The sequence below is a fragment of the Streptomyces sp. JNUCC 63 genome, from assembly GCF_054366325.1.
Genome location: NZ_CM135963.1, coordinates 7,836,777 through 7,861,722 on the forward strand (window position 1 = coordinate 7,836,777; position 24,946 = coordinate 7,861,722).

Consider the following 24,946-nt stretch of genomic DNA (forward strand, 5'->3'; position numbering starts at 1 on the left):
CGCGCACCGGCGCTACCGTGCGGGTATGGGCATGCGGCCGGGCTTGCGCGGCTATACACGGGACGCGGTGACGGCTGGTGTCGTCGCCGCGATCTCACTGGTCGGCTCAGCGGTGGCCGTCCCCGACCGCACCGGCCTCGACCTGCTCGGATACCTCCTGGTGCTGGTAGGGGGCCTCGCGCTCACCGCCAGGCAGCGCGTCCCGGTCGCGGTCGTGGCCGCCACGCTCGTATGCCTGTTCGCCTACCATCTGCGCGGCTACCCGGGTGACGCGGCCGCTCTGCCTGTTCTCGTGGCGATCCACACCGCCGTCCTCGCGGGCCACCGGCTGGTAACCCTCGCCCTGGGCGCAGCCGCGTTCGTCGCGGGCACGGTCGCACTGAGCCTCACATCCTCCGGAGGCCAGTCCGCCAGGGAGATCGTCGAAGGACGGTTCCTGCTGGTCGGCTGGGTGGTGGCCGCGGTCATGGCGGCGGAGACGAGGCGCCAGTGGAACAGCAACCTCAGGCAGGCCGAGCAGCGCGCCGCCGACGCCGAGCAGCGGGCGGCCGACGCCGAGCGGCTCCGCGAGGAGACCGCACGTCGCCGCGCGGGTGAGGAACGGCTGCGGATCGCCCGCGAGCTGCACGACTCGCTCACCCACAGCATCTCCGTGATCAAGGTGCAGGCCGGAGTGGCCGTCCATCTGGCGCGCAAGCGCGGCGAGAACGTGCCGGATGCCCTGCTGGCCATCGAGGAGGCCGCGGGCGACGCGACCCGCGAACTCCGGGCGACCCTCGACGTGCTCCGCGCACCCGGCGAGGCCGTCCCCGGTCGGCCCGGCCCCCCGGTCACCGGGCTCGGCCTCCTGCCCGAGCTGGTGGGACGGACAAGTTCCACGGGCCTGCCCGCCACCGTGATCGTCGGGGGCGAGCCAAGGAAGCTGCCGCCCGAACTCGACCGGGCCGTCTACCGGGTCGTCCAGGAGGCGCTGACGAACACCGCCCGGCACGCCGGGTCCGCCTCGGCCCGGATCCGTCTCGACTTCAAGCGGGACTCGCTGGCCGTACGCATCGACGACGACGGCAGGGCAACCCCCGCAGCACAGCCGGAACCGGGCATCGGCCTGACCGGCATGCGCGAGCGGGTCACCGCACTCGGCGGGCGGCTGCACGCCGGGCCCCGGCCGGAGGGCGGGTTCACCGTCCGCGCCGAATTTCCGCTGAACGGCACCGACCCCGGCGGCACACCATGATCCGGGTCCTGCTCGTCGACGACCAGCCGCTCATCCGCGGCGGCTTCCGCGCGCTGCTCGACGCCGAGGACGACATCGAGGTCGTCGCCGAGGCCGGCGACGGCGCGGCCGGGGCCGCGCTCGCCACCGAGCACGTTCCCGACGTGGCCCTCGTCGACATCTCGATGCCGGTGGTGGACGGGATCGAGGCCACCCGCCGGATCGCCGCGGACCCGGCCCTGTCCGCCGTGCACGTGGTGATCCTGACGAACTACGGTGTCGACGAGTACGTCTACAGCGCGCTGCGTGCGGGCGCGAGCGGGTTCCTCGTCAAGGACATCGAACCCGCCGACCTGCTCCAGGCGGTCCGGGTCGCCGCCCGCGGCGACGCGCTGCTCTCCCCGGCCATCACCCGCAAGCTCATCGCCGAGTACACATCCCGGCCCCTGTACCCGGGCCCCGGCACGCGCTCTCGCCTGGAGGTGCTGACCCGGCGGGAGTGCGAGGTCCTCGCCCTGGTCGGCCGTGGCCTCAGCAACGACGAGATCGCCGCCCACATGGTGATCAGCTCGTCCACGGTCAAGACCCACGTCAGCCGCACCATGACCAAGCTCGCCGCCCGCGACCGCGCCCAACTCGTCGTAGCCGCCTACGAGTCCGGCCTGGTCACCCCCCGCGGCACAGCCGATTGGGCCGTGTCCGACGGAGCCGCCCACCGCCCTCCTCTTTGACTGCACCATGCAGTGGCCGGCACGACTCGTACAGAAGCCGGAGGCGTGTTCAGCGACCTCGCATGCCGGCAGCGCACCGATCCGGAGGGCAAGAAGAGGGGCGGCAAGGGCACGGTCTGCCAAGCCGTATGCCCGGCCACGGGTCGCGTCGGCGGGACGTGGATCCCGCACGGCGCTGTCCCGGCCACGCCCACCATCGCCCCTGAGCCCCTCGCCCGTCGCGCCGTCGACTCCATGAGGCTGGACGGCCCGAACAGTGCCTCGCCACGGGCGTCGGGCCGGTACACCGTCGGTGTGCTGATGTGGCTGTGGGTCCGCCAGAGCCCGCCCACCTACGGGCCGGCGTCGGTGACGGCGAGCGCGGGCGGCGTCACCGTGACTGCCACCGCACGCGTCACCGAGGTTCGTTGGGGAATGGACGACGGCGCCACCGTCACCTGCACCGGCCTCCACCATGCGGGTGCGGGCATGACCGACTCCCCGCGACTGCGGGCACCGCTACACCCGCGCCGGCGCCGGTGAGTCCGGCGATCGCTACCGGCTCACCGCCACCTCGACCTGGACCGTCACCTGGCACATCACCGGCCAGGGCGGTGACGTAGGCGAGTTCACCGAGATCCGCAGGAGCACTGTCGGGGTCCGCGACGGTGAAGTCCAGGTCCTCAACCGAGGGGCGAGCCGCCGTCACTGCGGACACGTCCCTCATCGGCGAGTGGGACCGGTCCACTGCCCGCGCTCAGGCCCTGACTCGTGTCTTCAACCTCCGGGAGGAACTGACCGGACCCAACCGCGCGTCCTGCCTGAACGAGACCTGGAACCGGCCCATGACTGCGGAACCGCCACGCCATGAGCACACCCCCGGCCCCCGCCCCGGCGCCGTCCTGGCCGTACTGCGCACACAGCGCGGACCCTACCGCCGATCCCGTCGGCCGCCGCGGCAGCACCCCGAGCCGCGGCAGGGAAGGGCACCGTCCACGGGCCGGACGACCGCGCCGAGGTCCTGGCTGAGGTCGGCACGTTCCTCACCGGCATCGCGACCGAGCAGCCCTTCTGGCCGGGCGACGGGCTCCGGCCGCCGCTGTGCCAGAGCGCACGAGGACGATGTAGGGGCGGAATACTGATCCAGCGGCCCTGACAGTCCGGACAAACGCCTGCCGTCCCAGGACCGGTGTCCTGGGACGGCAGGCTGATCACCACCCATCGCTCGTGCAGAGGACTCACAAGTCCGTCCATGGGCGAGGCTTCCGCCGGTCAGAGGCGTTCACATGGACTGGGAGGGACCGTGCTGCTCTCCAGCCCGGCTCGGGAGGCGCCGGTGAGCACGAAGAGCACGCGGGGAAAGACCGGATACCAGTGGAGCCGGGCAGTACCTGCGGCGGCCGGCCTGCGACGGCCGACGGGCTGGACCTCGTACTGGAACAGACGGGCGTACGCGGCCAACTTCACGGCCAGCCGCTCGCTGCTCATGGTGCTGCGATCGACCTCCACGAACGCACGCAGTTCTCATCGGTGTTGGCTCTCGATGACGGTGTAGTACATGACAGCGTCGGCCGCAATCCGCTCACCCTCGCCGACCGAGTGAGGCACCTCAGGGGTTCAGTCCCAGGGGCCGTGCTCGTGCCCGAGTCGACGAGCGTCTTCGGCAAGGCCAGATGGGCGCGCACGGCGGCGTGTGTGTGGGGGTCTTCAGCGATGCTGCCGTAGTCGAGGTGATGGGACAGGACGGCCGCCCCCGCAGGACAGGCAGGTTGCGGGTCGGACGGGAACCTTCCTGCGTGAGGTACCAGGCGTCGGTACGTGAGCGGTTCGCATCCGACAGCGCCGTGCAGTCGACGAACCCGTCGGAGCGCGGCCTGTTCAGAATCCTTTCGCACGACGCACGGTTGACGTTGACGGACGCCACAGCCGTCGCACACAGCCGATGTCGGCGACGAGTCCGTCGAGCCGCGGGAAGACGTGGTCGAGGACCAGGTCCTGCGCGGTGTCGTACATCAATGTCCTACGCGCCTTTCTGGGCGCCGCGGATGGTTCATCACATAGGTCCGGGTGGCGAGGAAGAGCAGGATTCCCCACACCAGGAACGACATGTCCCAGACGAACAGGCGCCACAGCAGCGGCTTCCACTCGACGGGGTCGGACGGGGTGAGCACGCCGAGCGCCACCAGGAGCAGGCTGCCGACCTGCAGGGCCCCGTAGGCGGTCAGCAGTGCCGCGCCGCCCCAGCCCGCGGTGAGCATCAGCGGGCGGGGGACGACGCGGCCCCACGGCCGGACGAGCGACAGTGAGAAGAGAGCGCCCGCGATCTTGAGTGCGCCGGTGATCCAGACGACGGCGATGAATCCGGGGTCCCGTCGTGCGGCCATCCGCTGGATCACGCCGCCGAGGGTGTCGAGGGCGAAGGTGCCTCCGGCCGCCCAGTGGAAACTGAACAGGCCGAAGACGAAGGCCAGCACCGCGGCCGCGTGTCCGGCCCAGGCCCTTGGCCGTCCGCCGGTTTCCCGAGCTGTTGGAACATTCTCCAGGTGCTGGTCACGGGCTTCGGACACGGTGGCACTCCTTCAGGTGTTTCCGGTGGGTTCCAAGCGCTGGTCACGATGAACCGCACTCCCGTGCCCAGCGCGCAGAACTCGTCGATGATCGGCTTCTCCGGTCCGTAGTGGTGGAGCACATTGCGCGTCTCGACCGCGGTCGGGTCGTCCGGGTCGTCGTAGTAGGAGCACTCCCCGACCTCGATCAACGGGGCCTTCACCAGCGGCCTGAGCAGCACCACCCGAGGTTGCCCGGGCAGTGGATGGAGGATCGTCGGGTCGGCAGGCACAGGCACGGGGAGCGATTCCTCATCGGTTGTGGATCCGTGTCCGATCCATGGTCGCGGCGCCGCGCCGTCCCAGGACACCGATTTACCGGGACTCTTGCAGAAAGCCCCGGCGTTCACGCCGGGGATGAATGCATCTCAAGACTGCTCTGACGTGCACCTTGGAGCGGGCGTTTTTGCTGCTCGATGTACTGGCGGACGATCGCCAATGGTGCTCCGCCGCACGATGCGGAGAAATACGAGGGCGACCACAGGTGCCCGTGCATGATGGCGCGATTGATCTGGAGCAATGCTCATGACTTGTGGATCGGTCTTCGGGACGGCACGCGAAGGGCGTACCTTCCCGAATGATCCTGTATCGGTCACCAAGTCAGGCCCGCGTTCGCAGCGCGGGTCGGGAAGGCACGCCCGTGCTCAGCGTAGTCAACGAAGACGGCTCCACCGCTACCGGTTCGCTGATCGACGAGATCGTGCGGGAAGGCGCCCGCCGGATGCTCGCCGCCGCGCTGGAGGCAGAAGTCGACCAGTACATAGCCGAGTTGGCTGCCGAGCGGGACGAACGCGGGCGGCGCTTGGTGGTGCGCAACGGCCACCACCGCCCCCGCACCGTGACCACGGCCGCCGGCCCGGTCGAGGTCCGCGCCCCGCGAGTGAACGACCGCCGCGTCGACGAAGCGACCGGCGAACGGCAGCGGTTCTCCTCGAAAATCCTCCCGCCCTGGTGCCGCAAGTCCCCGAAGATCAGCGAGGTCCTGCCGCTGCTCTACCTGCACGGGCTGTCCAGCGGGGACTTCGTGCCCGCCCTTGAGCAGTTCCTCGGCTCCGCGGCCGGCCTGTCGGCGGCCACCGTGAACCGGCTCACGAAGCAGTGGCAGGACGACCACACGGCCTTCCAGAACCGGGACCTGTCCGGCACTGACTACGTCTACGTGTGGGCCGACGGCGTCCACCCCAAGGTCCGCCTCGGCCAGGCCCACTCCTGTGTCCTGGTCCTGATGGGCGTGCGGCTGGACGGCACCAAGGAGCTGATCGCGCTGGCCGAGGGGCTGCGGGAGTCGACGGAGTCGTGGGCCGACCTGCTGCGGGACTGCCGCCGCCGGGGCATGCGCGATCCGGCCCTCGTCGTGGGCGACGGCGCCATGGGCCTGTGGCGGGCCCTGGCGGAGGTGTTCCCGCAGGCCAGGCACCAAAGGTGCTGGGTCCACAAGACCCGTAATGTCATGAACACGCTGCCGAAGTCCGCGCAGCCCGGAGCGAAGAAGGCCCTGCAGGAGATATACAACGCCGAGGACCGCACCCACGCCGAGAAGGCGGCCCGCGCGTTCGAGAAGACCTATGGGGCGAAGTGGCCCAAGGCCGTGAAGAAGGTCACCGACGACCTGGACGAGCTCCTGGCGTTCTACGACTTCCCCGCCGAGCACTGGATCCATCTGCGGACCACGAACCCCATCGAGTCGACGTTCTCCACGATCAGGCTGCGGACGAAGGTCACCCGAGGAGCGGGCAGCCCGGCCGCCGCCCTGGCGATGGTGTTCAAGCTCGCCGAGGCCGCCCAGGCCCGCTGGCGGGCGGTCACCGCACCCCACCTCGTCGCCCTCGTCCGCTCCGGCGCCCGCTTCGAAAACGGCCACCTCGTCGAGAACCTCGAAGCCGCCTGAACCTCAACTCACCCACAAGTCTTGACAATTACTCATTGATCTGGCCGGTGAACTCCTGCCGTATCCGGCGAGCGGAGACACCCTTGAGACTGTTGACCAGCTTCGAGACGGCGACCTTGGGCGGGTAGTGCACCAGGAGGTGGACGTGATCGCGTTCGCCGTTGAACTCCTTCAGTTCCGCCTCGAAGTCCTCGCACACCTTCCGCATGATCTCTTCGCAGCGTGTCAGCATCTCGTCGTTGAACACCCCGCGCCGGTACTTCGTCACGAAGACCAAGTGCACATGCATCGCCGAAACAACGTGTCTGCCACGCCTGTAGTCGTTCTGTCCATCCATGAGACCAATCGTAGTAAAGTCTTGGGTGTGCAGCTCCGCTACAACTACCGGACCTACCCGGACGCCTCCCAGCGCCGTGCGCTGGCCCAGGCGTTCGGATGCGCCCGCGTGGTGTGGAACGACTGCCTGCGCGACCGCAAGGAAGCGCACGCGGCGGGACTGCCGTACGTGAAGTCGGCGGAGTTGTCCCGGCTGCGCATCACCCAGGCCAGGCGCACCGAGGAACGGGCCTGGCTCGCCGATGTGTCAGCGGTCGTCCTGCAGCAGTCCCTGCGGGACCTGGACACCGCCTACAAGAACTTCTTCGACTCGATCAAGGGCAAGCGACAGGGCCGCAAGGTCGGCCCTCCCCGCTACAAATCGAAGAAGGACACCCGGCAGTCGATCCGCCTCAACACCAACGCCTTCTCCCTCCAGGACGACGGCACGGTGTATGTGGCCAAGGTCGGCAACCTCAAGGTCAAGTGGTCCCGCCGGCTGCCGGCCGCGCCCACGTCCCTGACCGTCACCAAAGACAGCGCCGGCCGGTACTTCCTCAGCTTCGTCGTGGACACCGAGCCGGACATCCTCCCCGAGGCGGAGACGGAAGCCGGTATCGACCTCGGCCTGTCCGCCTTCGCCGTCCTGTCCGACGGCCACAAGATCGACAGCCCCCGCTTCCTGCGCCGGGCCGAGAAGAAACTCAAGCGCCTCCAGCGGGGCCTGTCCCGCAAAACCAAGGGATCGAAGAACCGGGCCAGGGCCCGCATCAAGGTCGCACGCCAGCACGCCAAGGTGGCCAACCGGCGCCGGGACTGGCACCACAAGGCTTCCACACAGATCATCCGCGATAACCAAGCGGTGTACGTGGAAGACCTCGCGGTGTCCGGCCTCGGTCGCACCCGGCTCGCCAAGTCCGTGCACGACGCGGGATGGTCCGCGTTCGTCGGCATGCTTCAGTACAAGGCGGTCAAGCACGGCCGCACCTTCGCCAAGGTGGGCCGGACCTTCCCGTCCTCTCAGGTCTGTTCGGCCTGCGGCTTCAGGGACGGTCCCAAGCCTCTGCACGTCAGGGAGTGGACGTGTGGCGAGTGTGGCACCGTGCACGACCGCGACCACAACGCAGCCCGCAACGTCCTGTTCGAAGGACGCCGAATCGTCGCCGCCGGACGGGTGGAGACGCTAAACGCCTGTGGAGTGCCGGTAAGACGGGCACACGTGCCCGCACAGCGCGTTGAAGCAGGAAGCCCCCGGAAGGGTCAGACGACCCGGGCCGGAATCCCTGGACTTTAGGCCAGGGAGCACGTCAACACCCGCACGAACGCGCGCCTGCCGCCCGTCGGCGCTGTCCGGGTCCCGAAGCGGGCGTAACCCTCTGGGAGAATCCGGGAGTTGGAACGAGTAACGCCCGAGCACGTTGATGTGATGCCGCACGAACGGGGAGAGGCGGGCGATGTCCTCGTCGCGGACGTCGAAGCCGTCCACGCGTAGCTGGTTGACCGCGGCGTCCATGTACCGGGTGTTGAAGAACACGAGGGCGTCGAGGACCAGGCCGAGGGCGCCGATCCGGTCCTCCACGCAGTCCTGGTAGCGCTGGTGGAGCTGCCCGTTCTCGCCGTGGGAGATCTCCCGGGCCGGGGAGTGGCGGTCCTCCTGGAGGTTGGCCTGCGCCTTGATCTGCCCGCGGTAGCCGGGCTCGTCGGCGAGGCGCAGGACGCGCAGGGTCCTGGCGATCCGCCCCTGGTGGGCGATCGCGTCGCCCAGCGGCGTCGCGCGGCCGTCCCGGGAGAGCATGCGGATGACGTCGTATACGCGCACGGGCCGGTGTGGATGGAGCCGATGATCCGCAGGATGTCCTCCCGGTGCCGTTCGATCCGGGCACGGGCGACCCGCCGCAGGCGGCATCCCGGAAGGCACCGTAGTCGGCGGTGCGGTCGATGCGCCGCATTTTCTGGTCCGGCAGGTCGGCCGGCTGCGGCGCGTACGCGAACCCGGTCAGGGTGAGCAGGCCGAAGACGATGTATGTTGTTACCTGGACACCTCACGCCCCGTTAGCCCGGAGGGACGGCCAAGTGGCCTCTCGGACGGGGCGGTTGTGGAGGTGGCTGTGCGGGTCCTGCACCAGCGGCGCGAGGACGGCTCGCACCTGGTCGAGCTGCTCGACGACGCGGGCGAGCCGATCGACGTGGTCTCGGGCTTCCTGCGGTTCCTCGCCGCCCGGAACTGCTCGCCCAACACGCTCGTGTCCTACGCCTACGACCTCCGTCACCTGTGGCGGTTCTTCGGCGAGCACGGCCTGACATGGGATGTGTTCGCCCCGCCGCACGCGATCCCGCTGCTGGAGTACCTGCGGTCGGTGCCGTCGCGCCGGCCGCGGCAGCGGATGACGCTCACCGTCGCGACGGTCGATGCGAACGGGCCGGGCACGAGGCTCGCGGCGACCACGGTGAACCGGATTTTGGCGGCGGTGTCCTCGTTCTACGAGTACGCCATCCTCGCTGGGCTGCTGGACCGCGCCAACCCGATCGAGAAGCGGTCGGACCCCGCCCTGCAGCGGGTCTCCGAGCGGCACCGCCCGTTCATGGGCCGGGCCAGCCGTCAGCGGCCCGTCCGGCGCGCGGTGCGGGTCAAGACCGTCCAAGCCCTGCCCCGGCCGCTGGACGACGCGCAGGTCGAGGCACTGCTCGCCGAGCTGCGGTCGGTGCGCGACCGGGCCTTGGTGCTGCTGATGCTCCAAGGCGGCCTGCGACCCGGTGAGGCCCTCGGGCTCCACCTGGAGGACATCGCCTACGGACGTCGCCGGGTGGTGGTCCGCCACCGCGACGATCACCCCAAGGGCGCCCGGTCGAAGTCGCGCTACGAGCGCATGGTGGACCTGCACGAGCCCGAGGCCCTGGCCGCCGTCAGCACCTACGTGATGACCGAGCGGCCCACCGACGCCGAGACGCCTCTGGTGTTCCTCATCGGCGGCCGCGGGGCTCGGCGGCTGGAGGCGCTCGGCTACGACGGTCTGGTGCGGATGTTCGCCCGCGCCTGCACCCGGGCCGGCATCCGCCAGCCATGGGTGACCCCGCACGCACTGCGGCACACTCACGCCACCCGCATGTGGGAGGGCGGAATGCGGGAGCTGACGCTGCAGAAGCGACTCGGTCACGCGACTCCGGAGTCGACTCGGATCTACACGCGGGTGTCGGATCCGGCCGTGGTGGACGAGTACAACCGCGCCCTGGGCGGCCGGGCCGGCGCGGCGGGGGACGCCCGGTGAGGGCCGGACACGTCTCCGCCGCGGCTCTTGCCGCCGCCATCCCAGCGCAACGAGGCCGACCCCGGATCGGGCGGCACTGCCCGCGAGCCGAGTACATCGACTACGTCCGCTCCCAGGACATCCATCCCTCCTACCGCAACGACAAACTGCGCTACTACCACGAGTTCGTCCACCGCTACCCGAAGCTGAGCGACTGGTACGCCGCGCCACTGGTGGAGCGGGTTGGCCGCCTACCCGGAGAACCGCACACCCGGCCCTCCCACCCGGTGTCCTTCCGCGCCCGCCCCTACCTGCTGTTCCTTGCCTTCCGTGGCTATACCGTCTTCGACTACGCCTGGATGCTCGGCGCCGGTCAGCTACGCGTCGTGGACCCGGCCGCTGCGATGGGCATCGACCTGGGCACGGGCGCTCTCATCGAGGAAGCCGCCGCGCTGGGCTTCAACCGCAACTCCGCGCGGCAGGCGATGAACTGGACCGTCAGCAGGATCACCCTGCACACCGGGCTCTTCGACGCGTCCCTGATCGGCGAGGAGCACATCGCGGAGGCACTCGACTCCGTCCGGCGTTTCAGCGAGCGCGAGGATCTTCGGTACTTCTATCCCTCTCCGGGGCGTTACCGCGACGGGGCGTCCAAGCAGTGGATCACCCATCTGCACCAGCTGCAGGTCGTGCTCTTCCACCGCGGCCAGGTGACCACGCAGCCCCGCAAGCTCATGCCGGGCTGGAAGCCGCCGCTGGTGCTGCCGCCGCGAATGCAGGCCGTCGCCGAGAAGTGGCTGGCCGCCCGTCGGCTGACCGACCGGCCGGTGACGGTGGACAAGCTGGAGCTGGCGATCCGCCGCTTCGGCGACTGGCTCGGCGAGCACCACCCCGACGTCGTCTCCTGGGCCGACGTGACCCGGGATCACTGCCTGGCCTGGCTCCAGCACATCGCCGAGGAACCCACCGAGCGGACCGGCAAACCGCTGGGCGCGATCTCCCGCATCCAACGGGCCTCCGGGCTGGGCCAGTTCTTCCGGGACACCGCGGCCTGGCAATGGGACGACGTCCCCGGCCACAGCCTCATCGGCCCCGGCGACTCGCCGAAGTCGCCGCTCAAGGTGCCCCGCTTCATCCCGGACGACGAGCTCGACCGGCTGATGCCGGCCATCGAGCAGATCGGCTGCCCCTTCCAGCGAGCCGCCCTGCTGGTCGCCCGCTGGTCCGGCGCCCGCCGGGACGAGATCCGCCGCCTGCCCCTCGACTGCCTGGACCGCTACCCGGACGGCACCGCCCGCCTGCGACTGCCCGCCCGCAAGACCTACAAGGAACGCGTCGTCCCCCTCCACCAGGACGCGGCGGACGCCCTGCAGAAGGTCATCGACCTGCGGCGACAGGGCAGGGAACGGCCCTTCACCGACGAGCTGACCGGACAGCCGGTGCGCTACCTGTTCGTGCAGCACGGCAAGCTGCTGTCGACGTACTACCTGTTCGAGACCCCGATCCAGGCCGTCTGCAAGGCCGTCGGTCTGGTCCGCCCCGGCGGACGCGGAGGCACCGGTCGCGGCACCGTCACCGCCCACCGCTTCCGGCACACGGTCGGCACCCAGCTCGCCGAGCGCGGCGCCAAACTCCACACGATCATGAAGGTCCTCGGGCACTCCAGCGTCTCCATGGCCCTGGTCTACGCGCAGATCAGCGACCAGGAGGTGCTACGCGACTACAAGGCCGTCCTCGAACCCGGCGCCAACATCGCCGGCCCGGCTGCCGCGGAGCTGAAGTCCGGAGCCCTGGCCGAGGAGGCCGTCGACTGGCTGAAGACGAACTTCTTCAAGACCGAACTCGAACTCGGCCACTGCCTGCGGCTGCCCGCCGAGGGCCCTTGCGAGTGCGACCTCTACCTGACCTGCGCGAAGTTCGTCACCACACCCGCCTACGCGCCGCGGCTGCGAGCACGGCGCAAGGTCGAGCACGCCCTCGCCACCGACGCCGCCAACCACGGCTGGGACCGCGAGGTCGAACGCCACCGATGCACCGCCGACCGCATCGAGAAGCTGCTGACCGACCTCGGCCAGCCCCTCGACGATGCCACCGACGCCCCGGAGGAATCCCGCCTTGGCCCGCCCGAATGAAGCCCGACAGGGCCAGCCGCGTCACGCCGGCCGCCAGCGCTCATGCGGTCGTCGGGTAACCGATCTGGGCGATGTCCTTGGCCAGATCGCCAAGTGTCACTTCCGGGTTCAACACCGAGACGATCTCCTGGGTCAGCGGCTTGAGATCAAAAACCGCCTGGACCGCATCAAGGTCCAGCGTGACCTCGTAGACCTCCTCGGCGAACTCCCGGTAGGCATCGGCACTGCCCGCGATGAGCACATCGAACAGCCACTCAGCACCGTCGGCGTCGTCCATGTCCTCGGCCGGCACAACGACTTCGCCACACCTCCACTGGCTGTCGGAGCTCTCGCGCCAGAAGCAGACGGTCGCTCGGGGCAGTCCGTTGTGGTCGGCGAAGGCGGGCTCATCCACATAGGGACGAAAGACGTCAGGGACCGAGTCGAAGAGCCCAGGCCAGGGGGCCGGAGGCGAAACGCGATACGGAGACATCGGCGACTCGTGGTCGCACGCCTGGGCATACACCCCAGCAGCGGAGAACACGATGGCGTAGTCGTTGCCGGCGCCGTCCCTTATCGAGGCCATCTCCTCGCCCGGCGACCAGCCGGAATCGAAGGAGTAGTACCTCCACTCCCACTCAGGGCTCAGAACGGCATCCAACATCGCCAGGGCCCTGGACCGATCGCGGACCGTCGCGATGGCGGGCAGCTGCTTGATCACTTCATGCACCGACACGGAGCCATCCAAGCGAAGCCCACTGACACCCGCCGCACCGGCCCCACAGTCGCCGCACCCTCACAACACGCCGAAGGATGATCAACTTGAACTGTCCACATAACGCTGTGGCTCGCGGTGTCGGTGACGACCATCTCGGGGCGGCTGCCGCCGTCGTGGTCATGGAGGACGTCCAGCACGTACAGCGAGTCGCGGGGCGTCGCCACCACCTTCCCGCCCGGCCCGGCCGCCTGATCGTTGATCATGTTCAGCCCAGTTGCCCCGCCCCGCCTTCCGAAGAACCGGGGATTGGGCCTGGCGCACACGCCGGGGAGGGGGACGACGAACCGCATACCGTCCACCGAGACCACCTGCCCACCGCCCCACGCCTGCGCGGCACGTTGCCGGCCGCAGATACGTCTGGTCGACGTGGGACAGACGGCCGTACTTCAGCGCGTCGGCGGCCCCGACGACGGGCGTGCAGCCGACATGGCACCCATGTGCCACCAGCAGCGCGGCGACCGCCACGTGCGGGTCCTCGAGCCGGGCCTCGCCACCGGTGACCGAGGTGAACGCCTGGTCGGTGCCGGTCCAGGAGAGCACCTCCAGCAGCGCCTCCACCGCCTCCCGCAGCCGGCGCGGGGAGGCCGGTTCGGGCTCCGGCTCCAGGGCGGCGAAGTGCAGGCGGCCGCCGTCGTCGACCACGATCTGGGAGTTCGCCGGAACCCTGGGTAACTCCCTGCACAGCCTGGACGCGCTGCTGAACCTGGACGGCGGGGTGAAGCCGGAGATGCCCGGGGTGGAGACGGGCACGTACGGGCCGCTGGAGGTCCTGGCCCGCAACCGGGCCAACCTGAAACCCGGCGGTCACGCACTGGCCGGACATGCTGCGGGTGATCGGCTCCCCGGTCACCCACCAGGCCCGCGCCTATGACCTGCTGCGGATGTTCGGCCGCGACGGCCGCCCGACCCCGCCGGGGCAGGCGTTCGCCGAGTACGGGTGGATCGCCAAGACTTTCCACCTGCTGCGCGTGGTCGACCCGGTCGACGGCACCTACCGTCGCCAGACGGGGCGTCGGCTCAGCCTCCGGGAGCCCCGCCACAAGCCGGCCCGGGACATCTGCCACGGCAAGAAGGGCACTGTCCACCAGGCGTACCGGGACGGCGTGGAGGACCGCCCGGTTCGTCCGGCCTGGTGCGGCCTTCCGGGCGGCGGCGGGAGGGGCCGTCTGCCGGGCGCGACGTGCCCGGCAGACGGCGCGGCTGGTGGGTTGTCAATCCTTCAGGGCAGCCGTGACGGAGTCGGCGAGCGGGACCGTGGGCCGGCCGAGCAGGCGTGCGAGGTCCCCGCTGCCGCCGGCGAGCAGTCCCGGGCGGATGGCGTTGACGTCGACGTCGACGAGGATCTCGGCGAAGGGAGCCGGTACCCCGGCGCCGGTGAGCACCTGCAGGAACTGCTCGGCGGGCAGGTCGTGGTAGGTCACGGGACGCCCGGACCGGCGCGCGAGTTCGGCCGCGTACTCGGCGAGCGTGAAGGCGTGGTCGCCGCTGAGTTCGTAGGTCCTGTTGTCGTGGCCCTCGGTGGTCAGGACGACGGCGGCGGCCTCGGCGTAGTCGGCGCGGGGCGCGGCGCCGACGCGGCCGTCGCCGGCCGATCCCGCGACGCCGTGCTCCAGCTGGACCGGCACCTGCTCGGTGTAGTTCTCGGTGTACCAGCCGTTCCTGAGGAAGGTGTGGTTGAGGCCGCTGTCCACGATGAGCTGCTCGGTGGCCTTGTGTTCCTCGGCGAGGCGGAAGTCGGCCTGCGGTCCGCCGAGGATGCCCGTGTAGACGAGGCGAGCGACGCCGGCGGCCCGGGCGGCTTCGATGACCGCGGTGTGCTGGGGCAGGCGCCTGCCGACCTCGTTGGCCGAGATGAGCAGCACCGTGTCGCCGGCCTGGAATGCCGTGGCGAGCGTCTCGGGGCGGTCGTAGTCGGCCACCCGCAGGGCGATGCCCTGAGCGGCCAGGCCGGCGGCCTTGCCCGGGTCGCGGACCACGGCGGTGATGTCGTCGGCGGGGACCCGGTCGAGCAGGGCGGCGATGACGAGGCGGCCGAGGTGTCCGGTGGCGCCGGTGACGACAAGACTCATGACTCTTACTCCGTAAAGGGCGGTTCGATCACTCGCTGATACGCACCTTAAGAACGCACACACCATTCCGGGAGTACACACTAAAAAGTAAGCTAGGGGAATGACCGCCGATCCCCAGGCCGCCGACCTCCCCACGCCACGCGAGTTCAGCGTCTTCTCCGCCCACTGTCCCTCCCGCTCCGTCCTCGACCGGATCACCAGCCGGTGGGGGGTGCTGATCCTGGCGGCGCTGCGCGGGCGCGTTCTGCGGTTCAGCGAACTGCGCCGCACCGTCGAAGGGGTGAGCGAGAAGATGCTCGCGCAGACCCTGCAGACCCTCGAGCGCGAGGGATTCGTGCACCGCACGGCCTATCCCGTGGTACCGCCACGCGTGGAGTACACCCTCACGCCCCTGGGGGAGGAGGCCGCCGACCTCGTGACCGGCTTCGTGCGGTGGGCGGAGAAGAGCGCCCCCGAGATCCTCCGGGCCCGCGCCGACTACGACGCGCGCCGTCGCTGACCGGCCTCGACTGGTGGGCTCGCATGTTCACCGGTCGCGTATTCGCCGATGGCGCCGGTCAATCGTCACTCTGTGTCAGCTCCCTGCGGCGCGGAGGCGGGGTCGGCCGGGACCGGCGGGCGCCGGGCGAGAAGACGATCACCTCTCGGGAAGGACGCACCGTTCATGGTGCCGCACTGCCGAAAGCTGACAGGCCAACCCCGCCATGCCATGTTGATGCATTCAAGTAGTTGTTGCAAGCAATTCGCAATAAGGGCAGGCCGGCTCCCGACGATCACCACCTGGAAAGGGGCTGTGCCTGATGGGCGCCTACGCGCTTCCGGACCTGCCGTACGACTACTCCGCTCTTGTTCAGGCCATCACGCCGGAGATCCTGGAGCTGCACCACGCCAAGCACCATGCCGCCTACGTCAAGGGCGCCAACGACACCCTGGAACAGATCGCCGAGGCCCGCGACAAGGACCAGATCACTCCGACCGGCCTGGTCGGGCTGGAGAAGACCTTCGCCTCCAACCTCTCCGGTCATGTCCTGCACTCGATCTTCTGGCAGAACCTCTCTCCCGACGGCGGCGACCGCCCCGACGGCGCACTGGCCGGCGCCGTCGACGAACACCTCGGCGGCTTCGAAGGGTTCAAGAAGCAGCTCACCGTCGCCACCACCAGCGTCCAGGGTTCCGGCTGGGGCGTGCCGGCCTGGGAGCCGCCCGGGCGCCGCCTGATCGTGGAGCAGGTCTACGACCACCACGGCAACGTCGGCCAGGGCAGCGTCCCGCTACGCTGTCATTGTTGCCCATCAAACGTTCCCAGGTCCCCGGATCGCTCCGGCCATGTGCAGAAGGGACAATGCGATGGATCCTGATATCCGGACCAGGGCCGCACTCGAGGAACACTGGCGGGCATCGGAACGTGGGGATACCGAAGCCGAGCACGCCATCTACGCTGCGGACGCCATCCTCGACTACCCCCAGTCAGGTGAACGCTTCCGGGGCCGCGCGACGATTTCGGCGCAACGTGGCGGGCACCCTGCCAGTCGGCACTTCACCGTCCACCGGATCGTCGGCAGCGGAGATCTGTGGGTGAGCGAGTGCGTCATCACGTACGACGGGGTGCCCACCCACTCGGTGAGCATCATGGAATTCGCCCACGGGCATGTGGTGCACGAGACGCAGTACTTCGCGGACGCCTTCGGCGCGCCTGAATGGCGGACAGCACTCGCGGAGCCGATGCCGGGCAGGGATATCGCCAGGGCCTGACCGCCCGCGTCAGCCTGGAGCGGGGACAAGAACCTCGAGAATCCTCGTTCTTGCCGGTCAGAGGCATCTTCCGCTTACCTGATCACCCACCGGACACCCCGCTTCGTGAAAGCGCGAGGTCAAGGGAGGGCGTAGTGACGTTCTGGCTCTTATCGACGTTTTCCCAGCGATGATCACTTCCAGATTCTGTTGGGGACGAAGGTAGCGCGGGCGATGTTGCCGATCCCGGCGCCGATGTATCCCTTGTCGGCCAGGGCGGGCAGGGCGTGGATGCGGGCGGCGGTGATGTCGGGGGTGGAGCCGGGTTCGGCGTCGGAGACCCACAGCGGGGTGCCGTCCGGGGCGGCCAGGAACTGCACGTTCCCGCCGAACACCTTGTGCTTCTGGCGGAACCACAGGTCGTTGCCGTTGTCGCGGACGCCGGCGAGACGGTCCGTTTCGATGAGCGTGCCGTCGAGGATCACGTGGGTCATGCCCTCGCGTCGGCAGTGGTCCAGGATCTCGTGCAGGTCCGGGGCCTGCTCGGCGAAAACGTCGATGCCCTCGTGCAGGTAGCGGTAGCCGGTGGCCCGGGAGGCGCCGGCGTCGCGGACCAGGCAGTGCACGCAGCCCCGCTCGCGGAACCAGCGCAGGACCAGCACGGCCTGGCGGAACGGGCCGAGCGCCCGGCTGCCGCGCGGGGTGCCGATCTGCCACCGGTGCGAGGCCGGCAGACGCGAGAGGTGGTCCACGACGTGGCGCGGGACGTCGAGCGCGGCAACATGGGTGACCAGCGTGAAGCCTCTGGTGGTTACGGACATGATCTTGTGGTGAGGCCTGTCCTACCAGGCGTTTTACGTCTGTCCGCGGCCGGGTGCAGCCCGTCCGGCCTACTCACGCAGGGGATGGTTCACACCTCTTCGCGTAGATCATTTCGCTGAGAAAACGTCAGTGCGTCGGCTTCCTCGGTCTCGGTGAGCGCTCGGTGGAGGGAGGCGACGGACGGGGACCTGCCTGCGTCCTTGCCGGTCTTGACCGTCAGCTTCTCGCGGAGGCCCACCGTTCGTCGGTCAGGCGGCCTTCTTGCGCATACCTCATGCAGTCGGCATACCGCAGGGATCACGGACCGTCACCTCCGCCGACACCATGCTTTGAAGATCAGTAGGAGCTGCCTCGGACGCGGTCACAGCCCGGCGTGCCAGTCCCGCTCCGGATCGCCTGTGTCGAATACGCTGCGAAGGCGCCCAACCCGGCGTCCTTGACAACGCTTATACGCAAGGGAATGCCGCCCGGTGGCGGCTTTCGCGTCGGCCCGGATGGCGCAGTTGCCGGATGCAGGAAGGGGTGTGGCATGAGGTCCCCAGGCGTGCACCTACGGGAGATCACCGACGACAACCGGGATGCCGTTCGTGCCCTCCGCGTCCGACGTGACCAAAAGCAGTTCGTCGCCTCCGTGTCCAAGTCGCTCAAGGAGGCGGCAAAGACGCCGGAGGCCAATCCCTGGTACCGCGCCGTGTACCGCGGCGACGAGCCAGTCGGCTTCGTGATGCTGTCGTGGAAACCGCCGGCCGGTCCTTTCAAAGGGCGGCACTTCCTCTGGCGCCTCCTCGTCGACAAGCGGTACCAGAGGCGAGGGATCGGCCGAGAGGCGCTCACGCAGATCGCCGCCCTGGTTCGCGCGGACGGCGCCACCGAGCTGCTGACCAGCTACGAGCCCGGCGACGGCGAACCGTGGCCTTTCTACCAAAAGTTCGGGTTCGAGCCCACCGGGGAGATCGACGACGGCGAGATCGTTCTGCGGCTTCCCTTCCCCGCTCGGTGAGCTCGTACGGGAAGCCCGGACGGATTTGCCCTCCAGTGGTCACATGACGAAGAAGCTGGTGGGCACCTGGAAGTAGGCCACAGCGCCGCCTCCAGTGCGTCCAGGGGAAGTTCGGTCCGCATGTGGTTCGCGACCTGTCAACCGACGATCATCCTCGAGTACACGTCCAGGACGAACGCGACGTACACCCAGCCCGTCCAGGTGCGCGCATAGGTCATGTCCGCCACCCACGGCTGATCCGGCCGTGAGGCGGTGAAGTCGCGGTCGACCAGGTCCGCTACATCCTCGAACAGAACCGATGGAGTTTCGGATCAGTGGGACGGTGAGTCGCGCCGGCAGCGGATCTGCGCGACGGGGCTCGTCGGGAATAGCCTGAAGAAGACCGGCACCGGGACGGGGCGGACCCTCCCGAGGCATTTCCTTCGCCGAGGGAACGGTAAACAGGGAGGAAGAGCCATGCCCTGGGATCTGAACGGCACGTACCTGGAGAGCTGCAACTGCGACGTGGTGTGCCCCTGCACCACCTCGGGCTTCGCCGCACCGGCCGACCACGAGCGCTGCCAGGTGACCTTCGCGTTCCACGTGGACAGCGGGAACGTGGACGGCGTGGACGTCTCCGACCGCAGCGTCGCCGTCTTCATCGACGGGCCCCGGATGATGGCCGAGGGCGGCTGGCAGGTGGCGCTGTACGTCGACGCTTCGGCCGACGACAGCCAGGCGGAGGCGCTGGGGAAGGTCTTCTCCGGCCAGGCCGGCGGGCCGATGGCGGCGCTCACTCCGCTCATCGGCGAGGTCCTCGGTGTGGAGCGCGTTCCCATCGACTACCGCGACGACGGCCGTCGCCACACCGCGCGGGTGGGCGACGCCATCGACATCGAGATCGAGGACCAGGTCGCTCCGCAGTTCGGCGAGGACGGTCCGGTGATGGGCCTGACCGGCATGTATCACCCGGTGAACAGCACGCTGACGATCGCCCGGTCCACCCGGGCCACGGGCGACGGCGTGTACGGCCGGTCCTGGGACTTCACCGGCGGCAACGGACACTCAGCGCCCTTCACGTGGTCCGCGTGACCGGTGGGCCGGTCACCGGCCGCCGCAGGGCGCGCCCCGCCGGGCTGCTGCTGGTCGCGGCCGCCGCCTGGGTCTGGGTGGTGACACGCTGGGGCGGCGTGCAGGCGATGCCCGGCACCATGGGCTTGGGCCTGCCCGCTTTCCTGGCCGTGTGGACGCTGATGATGGCCGCGATGATGCTGCCCGCCACGGCGTCCGTCGCCGCGCTGTACGCACGCACCATCACCGTGCACCGGGCGCCGCGCATGGTCGTTTTCACGGTTGCCTACCTGCTCGTCTGGGCCGCGGCCGGGCTGCCGGCGTACGCGCTGGCCGCCGGCCTGGGCCGGGTGGCGAGCCTCCCCGCCGCTACGGGGACCGCAGTGGCCGCGGCCGTGTTCGCGGTCAGCGGCGTCTACCAGCTCACGCCCCTCAAAGACCGCTGCCTGGCGAGATGCCGCTCGCCGATCGGGCTGATGCTGCGCTACGCCTCGTACCCGGGGCCCTCACGCGATCTGCGTGCCGGAGCCCACCACGGGGCCTTCTGCCTGGGCTGCTGCTGGTCTCTCATGGTGCTGCTGGCGGTGTTCGGTCTGATGAACCTGTGGGCCATGGTGGTCCTGGCCGCCGTGATCACCGCCGAGAAGCTCGCTCCGGCCGGCCGCCTGGTGGCCCGTGCCGTGGGTGTCGCCTCGATCGCCCTGGCCGTCGCCGTCTTCTGGGCCCCGGCGCTGGCTCCGGGCCTCACCGGTGGCGGTATGGCCGGGATGTGAGGACGGGCCGTCGTGCTTGCGGCCGCCGGGGTGTCCGGCCGGTGAGGGCGAGGCGGTGGACGGCGGCGGTGTCCGGCCCCTCACGGGAAGGGGTCGCCTCCGCGCGGGGGCGGGTTCGGCGGGGCGCGCCCCCGCACCGGCGCCTACGGGCACGGAACTTGGTGGGGTCCGATGGAGGCGGCCTGAAATTTGGGAGAACCCCTCGGGTCGGCTCGGTGAGGGTCGTGCAACTTCGGCTTGCCGCTGTGCTCTTTTGCGGAGGGGGCCGCCGGTGGAGCCGTAACGTGAGGCGTCCGTGATCGTCGAGCCGCGATTCCTGCGTGAGGAGGGTCAGGTGCCGATGCGTGACGCGCGGAGCGCATTGTCCATACCCGTGCGAGGGAGCGTGGCCGGGACCGGCCGGCTGCCACGGCCCGCCCGGCTGGGCAAGTCCGCCACCTTTGGACGAGCCCGCCCCCGCTTGTACGCCATCGACGCCATCCGCCTGATCGCCGCCCTGATGGTCGCCGTGCACCATTACGCGGGCACGCGTCGGGTCGATCAGCCGGGCAACCTGATATGGGACCGCCCGGTCTCCGAGATCATGCCGACGGTGTTCCACTTCGCGACGTACGGGTGGATCGGCGTCGAGATCTTCTTCGTGATCAGCGGCTTCGTGATCTGCATGTCGTGCTGGGGCCGCACTCCCCGCCAGTTCTTCGTCTCGCGTGTGATCCGGCTCTACCCGGCGTACTGGTTCGCGATCGTGTTCACGACGGCCGTGCTGGTGGCCCTGCCGGGCGTCTGGGAGCGCCTGCGGCCGCGCGAAATTCTGCTCAACTTCACGATGCTGCAGTCCGGCTCGGGCGTGCCGAATGTCGACGGCGTGTACTGGACCCTGTGGGCGGAGCTCCGCTTCTATCTGCTCTTCCTGCTCGTGGTGGTCACCGGCCTGACGTATCGCAAGGTCGTCGTCTTCTGCTGCGTGTGGGGCGCCGCCGCGATGCTCACGCCGGTGGCGAAGTTCCCCCTGCTGGAGCTGGCCGCCGGCCCCGACGCCGCCTGGTACTTCATCGCCGGCCTCGCGCTCTACCTCATGCACCGCTTCGGCCAGGACATGCTGCTGTGGGGCATCCTCGCCATGTCGTGGCTCATGGGCCAGCGGGAGCTGGGGCAGCGCATCGACGAGGTCGAGCACGTCTCCGGCTGGCGGGGCGCCGTGTTGATCTACACCGTGTTCCTGCTGGTCATGATCGCCATCGCGCTCGGTCTGACCGACCGTATCCGCTGGAAGTGGCTGGTCACGGCCGGGAGCCTGACCTACCCGCTCTACCTGATGCACTACGCGGCCGGTACGACGTTGATCAACCGCCTGCGGGATACGATGGACGCCCGGCTGCTGGTCGTCTCGGTGATCGTCGGCTTCCTGGTGCTGAGCCATCTGGTCCACCGTCGCGTGGAGCGGCCCCTGGCAGGGGTGCTGAAGAGGGGGCTGGACACCTCGTTCGCCCGGATGCGGAATGCAGCGCAGGCGGGCTGACCGGGAGTGACACCACGCGGCGGCCCACGGCTCCGGGGATGTGCCGACGGCGGCCGCGACCATCGGGCAAACCGCAGGGATGACGTCGTGCGTACTTGGCAGGACCGCCTGGCCGTCCCAGCTGTCGTGGCATTCCTCATGATCTCGTCGCCCGTCACACAGGCTTTCCCAGCGGGTGCCGCCGACAGCTCACTGTGCCGTATGGCGGAGGCACAAGAGCCTGATCACCCCAGTGACCCCCGCCGAAACGGAACCGATCCGTGACACGGTCACCTACTGGAACGTCGCGGGAACACCGCCGACCGGTGACGACCCGCTTGACGCGCTGATCGTCCGGCTGGCCGCTGCGCAGGAGGAGCCGCGGCTGCTGAAGTTCCACTTCGACGACGTCGGCTCCGCAGCCGGTCGCGCCGCCGAACGTACCGACCCGGGCCTGCGGGTCAGCACCCGCGGAGAAGTCCTCACCGCAGGCGACCACCTCTCCGCGTATGTCCTGGAATGGACGCCGCACCACTTCGACCTGGCCGCGCACCTACCGGACGTGGTGGAACCACCAGCGGAGGGGCTTGCCCGGTCACGCGAGATGCTGGAGAAGATCGCCGGCACCGCGTTCCCCGCGTCGTTCTCCGACAAAGACGCGTTGCTGGTCGGCACTGGACGGCGCCCCGACCGACGCGGAGAAGTCCGAACTGGACGAGCCGGCCGCGAAACTCCCACTTGTCCTCGGATGACGGCTTGGGATCACTCGGCAGGGGTGGTTCCCATGCCATCGCCGATCATGAACCCGCCCAGATGTCCTGCGTAGGTGTCCACGGCCTCCACGGACGGAGTAACAGCGGTACCCGAACTCACCGCCGGGGCGGTTCCCGTAGACCCTGTCGAGAACATTCAACGGCACCATCAACGAGACCGGCACCGACGCCTACCGGCTCACCAGCACACCCGGGCCCGGGCCGAAGAACCCGCCAAGACCGGCTGACCCACGCACATCCCACCAGCCGGGGCCGGGCACTGCAAGCCATCCCTTCAGTTTCCGGCCCTCTCATGATCCGTCCCATATGCCCAGACGCTTGAGTCGGCGCTGCCGGAGCCGCTCCGAGGCGGCCGTGAGACCGAAAACAAGCCCCATGAGCAGCCCGAAGAACACAGCGAACAGGGGATCGTCGGGTTCTTCCTCACGCGACAGCACCAAGAAGAAGAGCGTGAAGGGCACAGCCATGCAAAGACCGGTGCCGATCGGGTGTCGGGCCACCCATTTCTGGATCCGAGTCGGATGCCGCTGCCCACCCAAGGCCCGGTCCAGAGCCCAGAACGCATCACCCAGAGACCGCCGCCAGTTCGCCACGGCAGAAGGATAGGGCAGCCGATCGGCTGGCCCGCGTCGAGGACTCATGGCCGGGTAACGGCCTGTCAGCCACCAAGGTCAGGCACTGACGTCATTTCTCGTGCACTCCACGAGCCTCAGGATCGCCAGCGTCCGCCCAAGCAGGCAGACAAACGCTGCCGCTTGAACCCGTGAACAAAGCCAGGCGCTCGGGGCCCCATGGTGGCTCGGTCGGCCTCGACGAACGCCCGCAGCATCGCCCCCTCGCCGTCTTGGCTGCCGCGTCGGTAGAACAACAAGGTGTCGGGGACGACAGCTTCACCGCTCCCAACGGGGTGGTAGAGCTCGGGAATCCAGTCCGGCGGTCGGCACAGCTTGCCGCGGCGCCGCGCGTCCTGGACAAAGGCGAGCGCGGTCTCGGTCACCGTCAACGCGTGCCCGACCCGCAGCCGCGCGGCAGCGCGATCGGCCGCCGTCCCCGCAGCTTCGGTCACTCAGAGGCGATCTGCACGCCGTACGAGGTGGGGAACCGCACCCTCGGCCGCCAGCCCGAGGCACGGTGATGCGGTCGACCAGGCCCCCAGCGCGCAGCTTGGCCAGGCGGCGCCGGGTCTGCGTGGCCCCGCTTGCCCGGCGTCGCGGCAAGGTCCGTACGAAGCATTCGCCGGGGTTGCGGATCTGGATCGGCAGCCTCCTGCAAGCCGGTCGATCACAACCGAAGACGGCCCCTGAGCGGGCGAGGATGTCAGTCGTTGAGCGTCGAATCGCGGGCGATCAGGTGGGGGCGCAGTCGTTTCGAGCGGACGTGTCGTCCGTGCAGGCGGTCGATGAGCAGGCCCATGGCCTGCTCACCCATCTCGAACATCGGTGAGTGGATCGTGGTGAGGGGCACGGGCATGTCTGCGGCGACGGGGATGTCGTTGTATCCGGCGACGGCCACGTCGCTGCCGGGTCGCAGTCCGTGCTCCCGCAGTGCTCCGATGACGCCGATGGCGGCGGTGTCGTTGACCGCGAAGATGGCCGTGGGGCGCGGGTCGAGGCTGAGCAGTGCCGCGCCTGCGGCGTGGCCGCCTGCGGTGTCGAAGCGGGAGGGGAGGACGTACTTCGTGGGGAGGGGGAAGCCGGCTTCGGCGTAGCGGCGGACGAAACCGGTTGTGCGCTCCACTCCGGTGCTCGCATAGGGCTCCCCGGCGGCGACTCCCACGCAGTGGTGACCGAGCTGGAGGAGGTGCTCGGCGACCAGCCGCCCGCCGAGAAGATCGTCGGTGGTGACGGACAGGTGTCCTGTCAGGCGCCGCGAGACGAGGACGTAGGGGATGTTCCTGCGGGCGAGGGTTTTCACCAGGTCGTCGCCGTCGAGCCGTGCGTCCCCCAGGACGATGCCGGCTACCCGCCGTGCCAGTAGCTCTTCGAGGCGTTCACGCCGTAGGGCCGGGTCGTCGGTGGTGTTGGCGACGAAAGTGTTGTAGCCGTGCTGGGCGGCGGCCGCATCGAGGCCCTCGTAGATGCGCGCCAGGACGAAGTCGGTCAGGCGGGGGACCAGTACGCCGAAGACGCTGCTGCGGCCGGTGCGCAGGGCGGTGGCGGCGGGATCGCGCTGATAGCCGAGCTCCGCGGCGAGTGCGCGGATGCGCTTCGCCGTGGCGGGGCTGACGCCGTTCGCCCCCGGGGTGAGTGCCCGCGAGACGGTCGAGAGGTGCACCCCCGCGCGCGCGGCGATGGCGGCCAGGGTGACGGGTTCGTCGCGGGGCGACGGGACATCGGAGGTCACATACCTGTTTGTACCTCATGG

23 protein-coding genes and 8 pseudogenes are annotated in these 24,946 nt (G+C 69.5%); 17 read left to right on the forward strand and 14 right to left on the reverse strand.

What is annotated here, in order from left to right; genetic code table 11:
* The first annotated feature begins 25 nt into the window (after positions 1–25).
* The 3 genes from ACX25U_RS36325 to ACX25U_RS36335 are packed head-to-tail and all read left to right on the forward strand — an operon-like array spanning position 26 to position 2,466.
* A complete protein-coding gene (locus ACX25U_RS36325; RefSeq protein ID WP_454386375.1) occupies positions 26–1,234 on the forward strand; it encodes a sensor histidine kinase in 1,209 nt (402 codons plus the stop codon).
* Positions 1,231–1,944, forward strand: a complete 714-nt coding sequence (locus tag ACX25U_RS36330) for a response regulator (RefSeq protein ID WP_454386376.1) — start codon at positions 1,231–1,233, stop codon at positions 1,942–1,944. The genes ACX25U_RS36325 and ACX25U_RS36330 overlap by 4 nt, the downstream gene beginning before the upstream one ends.
* Positions 1,945–1,989: 45 nt before the next feature.
* Positions 1,990–2,466, forward strand: coding sequence for a hypothetical protein (locus ACX25U_RS36335; RefSeq protein WP_454386377.1), 477 nt, complete (start codon positions 1,990–1,992; stop codon positions 2,464–2,466).
* A 729-nt stretch (positions 2,467–3,195) separates the two neighbouring features.
* Here the strand turns inward: ACX25U_RS36335 and ACX25U_RS36340 are convergent.
* The 4 genes and pseudogenes from ACX25U_RS36340 to ACX25U_RS36355 all read right to left on the reverse strand — a co-directional run.
* Complete coding sequence (locus ACX25U_RS36340; RefSeq protein ID WP_454386378.1) at positions 3,196–3,411, reverse strand: hypothetical protein; 216 nt, start codon at positions 3,409–3,411, stop codon at positions 3,196–3,198.
* Between the two features lie 524 nt (positions 3,412–3,935).
* Positions 3,936–4,490 (reverse strand): DUF3995 domain-containing protein, encoded by a 555-nt coding sequence (locus tag ACX25U_RS36345; RefSeq protein WP_454386379.1) that lies wholly within the window; start codon positions 4,488–4,490, stop codon positions 3,936–3,938.
* Positions 4,491–4,492: 2 nt separating this feature from the next.
* Positions 4,493–4,768: pseudogene (locus ACX25U_RS36350) on the reverse strand (antibiotic acetyltransferase); the annotation flags it as partial.
* 107 nt (positions 4,769–4,875) lie between these two features.
* A pseudogene (locus tag ACX25U_RS36355) lies at positions 4,876–5,043 on the reverse strand (transposase); the annotation flags it as partial.
* Positions 5,044–5,169: 126 nt separating this feature from the next.
* On the opposite strand from ACX25U_RS36355, the gene ACX25U_RS36360 reads away from it, so the two are divergent.
* Positions 5,170–6,417 (forward strand): IS256 family transposase, encoded by a 1,248-nt coding sequence (locus ACX25U_RS36360; protein WP_454382163.1) that lies wholly within the window; start codon positions 5,170–5,172, stop codon positions 6,415–6,417.
* A 52-nt stretch (positions 6,418–6,469) separates the two neighbouring features.
* Here the strand turns inward: ACX25U_RS36360 and tnpA are convergent.
* Positions 6,470–6,754, reverse strand: a pseudogene (tnpA, locus tag ACX25U_RS36365) (IS200/IS605 family transposase); the annotation flags it as partial.
* 27 nt (positions 6,755–6,781) lie between these two features.
* On the opposite strand from tnpA, the gene ACX25U_RS36370 reads away from it, so the two are divergent.
* Positions 6,782–8,026 carry an RNA-guided endonuclease InsQ/TnpB family protein gene (locus ACX25U_RS36370; RefSeq protein ID WP_454386380.1) on the forward strand — a complete coding sequence of 415 codons (1,245 nt, stop codon included), beginning with the start codon at positions 6,782–6,784 and terminating at the stop codon, positions 8,024–8,026.
* A gap of 45 nt (positions 8,027–8,071) precedes the next feature.
* On the opposite strand, the pseudogene ACX25U_RS36375 reads toward ACX25U_RS36370, so the two are convergent.
* Positions 8,072–8,753, reverse strand: a pseudogene (locus ACX25U_RS36375) (Tn3 family transposase); the annotation flags it as partial.
* A gap of 81 nt (positions 8,754–8,834) precedes the next feature.
* Between ACX25U_RS36375 and ACX25U_RS36380 the strand changes: the two are divergent.
* Together ACX25U_RS36380 and ACX25U_RS36385 are read left to right on the forward strand one after the other, a co-directional pair.
* Positions 8,835–9,998 (forward strand): tyrosine-type recombinase/integrase, encoded by a 1,164-nt coding sequence (locus ACX25U_RS36380; RefSeq protein ID WP_454386381.1) that lies wholly within the window; start codon positions 8,835–8,837, stop codon positions 9,996–9,998.
* The gene (locus ACX25U_RS36385) at positions 9,995–12,109 is read left to right on the forward strand and encodes a tyrosine-type recombinase/integrase (RefSeq protein WP_454386382.1); all 2,115 of its coding nucleotides are present in this window, start codon (positions 9,995–9,997) and stop codon (positions 12,107–12,109) included. The genes ACX25U_RS36380 and ACX25U_RS36385 overlap by 4 nt, the downstream gene beginning before the upstream one ends.
* A 40-nt stretch (positions 12,110–12,149) precedes the next feature.
* Here ACX25U_RS36385 and ACX25U_RS36390 read toward each other — a convergent pair whose 3' ends face one another.
* Together ACX25U_RS36390 and ACX25U_RS36395 are read right to left on the reverse strand one after the other, a co-directional pair.
* A complete protein-coding gene (locus ACX25U_RS36390) occupies positions 12,150–12,824 on the reverse strand; it encodes a hypothetical protein (protein ID WP_454386383.1) in 675 nt (224 codons plus the stop codon).
* A 104-nt stretch (positions 12,825–12,928) separates the two neighbouring features.
* A pseudogene (locus ACX25U_RS36395) lies at positions 12,929–13,610 on the reverse strand (Tn3 family transposase); the annotation flags it as partial.
* On the opposite strand from ACX25U_RS36395, the pseudogene ACX25U_RS36400 reads away from it, so the two are divergent.
* Positions 13,525–13,981: pseudogene (locus ACX25U_RS36400) on the forward strand (Tn3 family transposase); the annotation flags it as partial. The pseudogenes ACX25U_RS36395 and ACX25U_RS36400 sit on opposite strands and share 86 nt — an antisense overlap.
* Positions 13,982–14,077: 96 nt before the next feature.
* Here ACX25U_RS36400 and ACX25U_RS36405 read toward each other — a convergent pair.
* Entirely contained in the window at positions 14,078–14,935 is an 858-nt protein-coding gene (locus tag ACX25U_RS36405) for an SDR family oxidoreductase (RefSeq protein ID WP_454386384.1), read from the reverse strand.
* A 100-nt stretch (positions 14,936–15,035) separates the two neighbouring features.
* Between ACX25U_RS36405 and ACX25U_RS36410 the strand changes: the two genes are divergently transcribed.
* The 3 genes from ACX25U_RS36410 (at position 15,036) to ACX25U_RS36420 (ending at position 16,687) form a co-directional block, all read left to right on the forward strand.
* Positions 15,036–15,434, forward strand: a complete 399-nt coding sequence (locus ACX25U_RS36410; RefSeq protein WP_454386385.1) for a winged helix-turn-helix transcriptional regulator — start codon at positions 15,036–15,038, stop codon at positions 15,432–15,434.
* A gap of 301 nt (positions 15,435–15,735) precedes the next feature.
* On the forward strand, positions 15,736–16,293 hold the full coding sequence (locus tag ACX25U_RS36415; RefSeq protein WP_454386386.1) for a superoxide dismutase: 558 nt from the start codon (positions 15,736–15,738) through the stop codon (positions 16,291–16,293).
* On the forward strand, positions 16,283–16,687 hold the full coding sequence (locus tag ACX25U_RS36420; protein ID WP_454386387.1) for a nuclear transport factor 2 family protein: 405 nt from the start codon (positions 16,283–16,285) through the stop codon (positions 16,685–16,687). Before ACX25U_RS36415 ends, ACX25U_RS36420 begins: the two co-directional genes overlap by 11 nt.
* A gap of 173 nt (positions 16,688–16,860) precedes the next feature.
* Here the strand turns inward: ACX25U_RS36420 and ACX25U_RS36425 are convergent, their stop codons facing one another.
* Positions 16,861–17,487, reverse strand: a complete 627-nt coding sequence (locus ACX25U_RS36425; RefSeq protein WP_454386388.1) for a transposase family protein — start codon at positions 17,485–17,487, stop codon at positions 16,861–16,863.
* Between the two features lie 632 nt (positions 17,488–18,119).
* On the opposite strand from ACX25U_RS36425, the gene ACX25U_RS36430 reads away from it, so the two are divergent.
* Positions 18,120–18,488, forward strand: coding sequence for a GNAT family N-acetyltransferase (locus ACX25U_RS36430; RefSeq protein WP_454386389.1), 369 nt, complete (start codon positions 18,120–18,122; stop codon positions 18,486–18,488).
* A 77-nt stretch (positions 18,489–18,565) separates the two neighbouring features.
* Here the strand turns inward: ACX25U_RS36430 and ACX25U_RS36435 are convergent.
* A pseudogene (locus tag ACX25U_RS36435) lies at positions 18,566–18,763 on the reverse strand (DDE-type integrase/transposase/recombinase); the annotation flags it as partial.
* Positions 18,764–18,944: 181 nt separating this feature from the next.
* Here ACX25U_RS36435 and ACX25U_RS36440 point away from each other — a divergent pair.
* The 4 genes and pseudogenes from ACX25U_RS36440 to ACX25U_RS36455 form a co-directional block, all read left to right on the forward strand.
* Complete coding sequence (locus ACX25U_RS36440) at positions 18,945–19,559, forward strand: DUF1326 domain-containing protein (protein WP_454386390.1); 615 nt, start codon at positions 18,945–18,947, stop codon at positions 19,557–19,559.
* On the forward strand, positions 19,556–20,311 hold the full coding sequence (locus ACX25U_RS36445) for a DUF2182 domain-containing protein (RefSeq protein ID WP_454386391.1): 756 nt from the start codon (positions 19,556–19,558) through the stop codon (positions 20,309–20,311). Before ACX25U_RS36440 ends, ACX25U_RS36445 begins: the two co-directional genes overlap by 4 nt.
* Before the next feature lie 340 nt (positions 20,312–20,651).
* Positions 20,652–21,830, forward strand: a complete 1,179-nt coding sequence (locus tag ACX25U_RS36450) for an acyltransferase family protein (RefSeq protein ID WP_454394664.1) — start codon at positions 20,652–20,654, stop codon at positions 21,828–21,830.
* A 220-nt stretch (positions 21,831–22,050) separates the two neighbouring features.
* Positions 22,051–22,561 (forward strand): annotated as a pseudogene (locus tag ACX25U_RS36455) (maleylpyruvate isomerase N-terminal domain-containing protein); the annotation flags it as partial.
* 311 nt (positions 22,562–22,872) lie between these two features.
* Here the strand turns inward: ACX25U_RS36455 and ACX25U_RS36460 are convergent.
* Positions 22,873–23,175 carry a DUF6404 family protein gene (locus ACX25U_RS36460; RefSeq protein ID WP_454386392.1) on the reverse strand — a complete coding sequence of 101 codons (303 nt, stop codon included), beginning with the start codon at positions 23,173–23,175 and terminating at the stop codon, positions 22,873–22,875.
* Positions 23,176–23,291: 116 nt separating this feature from the next.
* On the reverse strand, positions 23,292–23,579 hold the full coding sequence (locus tag ACX25U_RS36465; RefSeq protein ID WP_454386394.1) for a hypothetical protein: 288 nt from the start codon (positions 23,577–23,579) through the stop codon (positions 23,292–23,294).
* A gap of 9 nt (positions 23,580–23,588) precedes the next feature.
* Between ACX25U_RS36465 and ACX25U_RS36470 the strand changes: the two genes are divergently transcribed.
* Positions 23,589–23,717, forward strand: a complete 129-nt coding sequence (locus ACX25U_RS36470; RefSeq protein WP_454386396.1) for a hypothetical protein — start codon at positions 23,589–23,591, stop codon at positions 23,715–23,717.
* 182 nt (positions 23,718–23,899) lie between these two features.
* On the opposite strand, the gene ACX25U_RS36475 is transcribed toward ACX25U_RS36470, so the two are convergent.
* On the reverse strand, positions 23,900–24,925 hold the full coding sequence (locus ACX25U_RS36475; protein WP_454386398.1) for a LacI family DNA-binding transcriptional regulator: 1,026 nt from the start codon (positions 24,923–24,925) through the stop codon (positions 23,900–23,902).
* Between the last annotated feature and the right edge of the window lie 21 nt (positions 24,926–24,946).

Bases quoted from the DNA above. Each gene is read 5' to 3' on its own strand.
- ACX25U_RS36425 (WP_454386388.1), bottom strand. From the start codon at position 17,487: ATGTCCGTAACCACCAGAGGCTTCACGCTGGTCACCCATGTTGCCGCG.
- ACX25U_RS36340 (WP_454386378.1), bottom strand. From the start codon at position 3,411: ATGAGCAGCGAGCGGCTGGCCGTGAAGTTGGCCGCGTACGCCCGTCTG.
- ACX25U_RS36420 (WP_454386387.1), top strand. From the start codon at position 16,283: ATGGATCCTGATATCCGGACCAGGGCCGCACTCGAGGAACACTGGCGG.
- ACX25U_RS36330 (WP_454386376.1), top strand. From the start codon at position 1,231: ATGATCCGGGTCCTGCTCGTCGACGACCAGCCGCTCATCCGCGGCGGC.
- ACX25U_RS36415 (WP_454386386.1), top strand. From the start codon at position 15,736: ATGGGCGCCTACGCGCTTCCGGACCTGCCGTACGACTACTCCGCTCTT.
- ACX25U_RS36325 (WP_454386375.1), top strand. From the start codon at position 26: ATGGGCATGCGGCCGGGCTTGCGCGGCTATACACGGGACGCGGTGACG.
- ACX25U_RS36440 (WP_454386390.1), top strand. From the start codon at position 18,945: ATGCCCTGGGATCTGAACGGCACGTACCTGGAGAGCTGCAACTGCGAC.
- ACX25U_RS36405 (WP_454386384.1), bottom strand. From the start codon at position 14,935: ATGAGTCTTGTCGTCACCGGCGCCACCGGACACCTCGGCCGCCTCGTC.
- ACX25U_RS36410 (WP_454386385.1), top strand. From the start codon at position 15,036: ATGACCGCCGATCCCCAGGCCGCCGACCTCCCCACGCCACGCGAGTTC.
- ACX25U_RS36450 (WP_454394664.1), top strand. From the start codon at position 20,652: ATGCGTGACGCGCGGAGCGCATTGTCCATACCCGTGCGAGGGAGCGTG.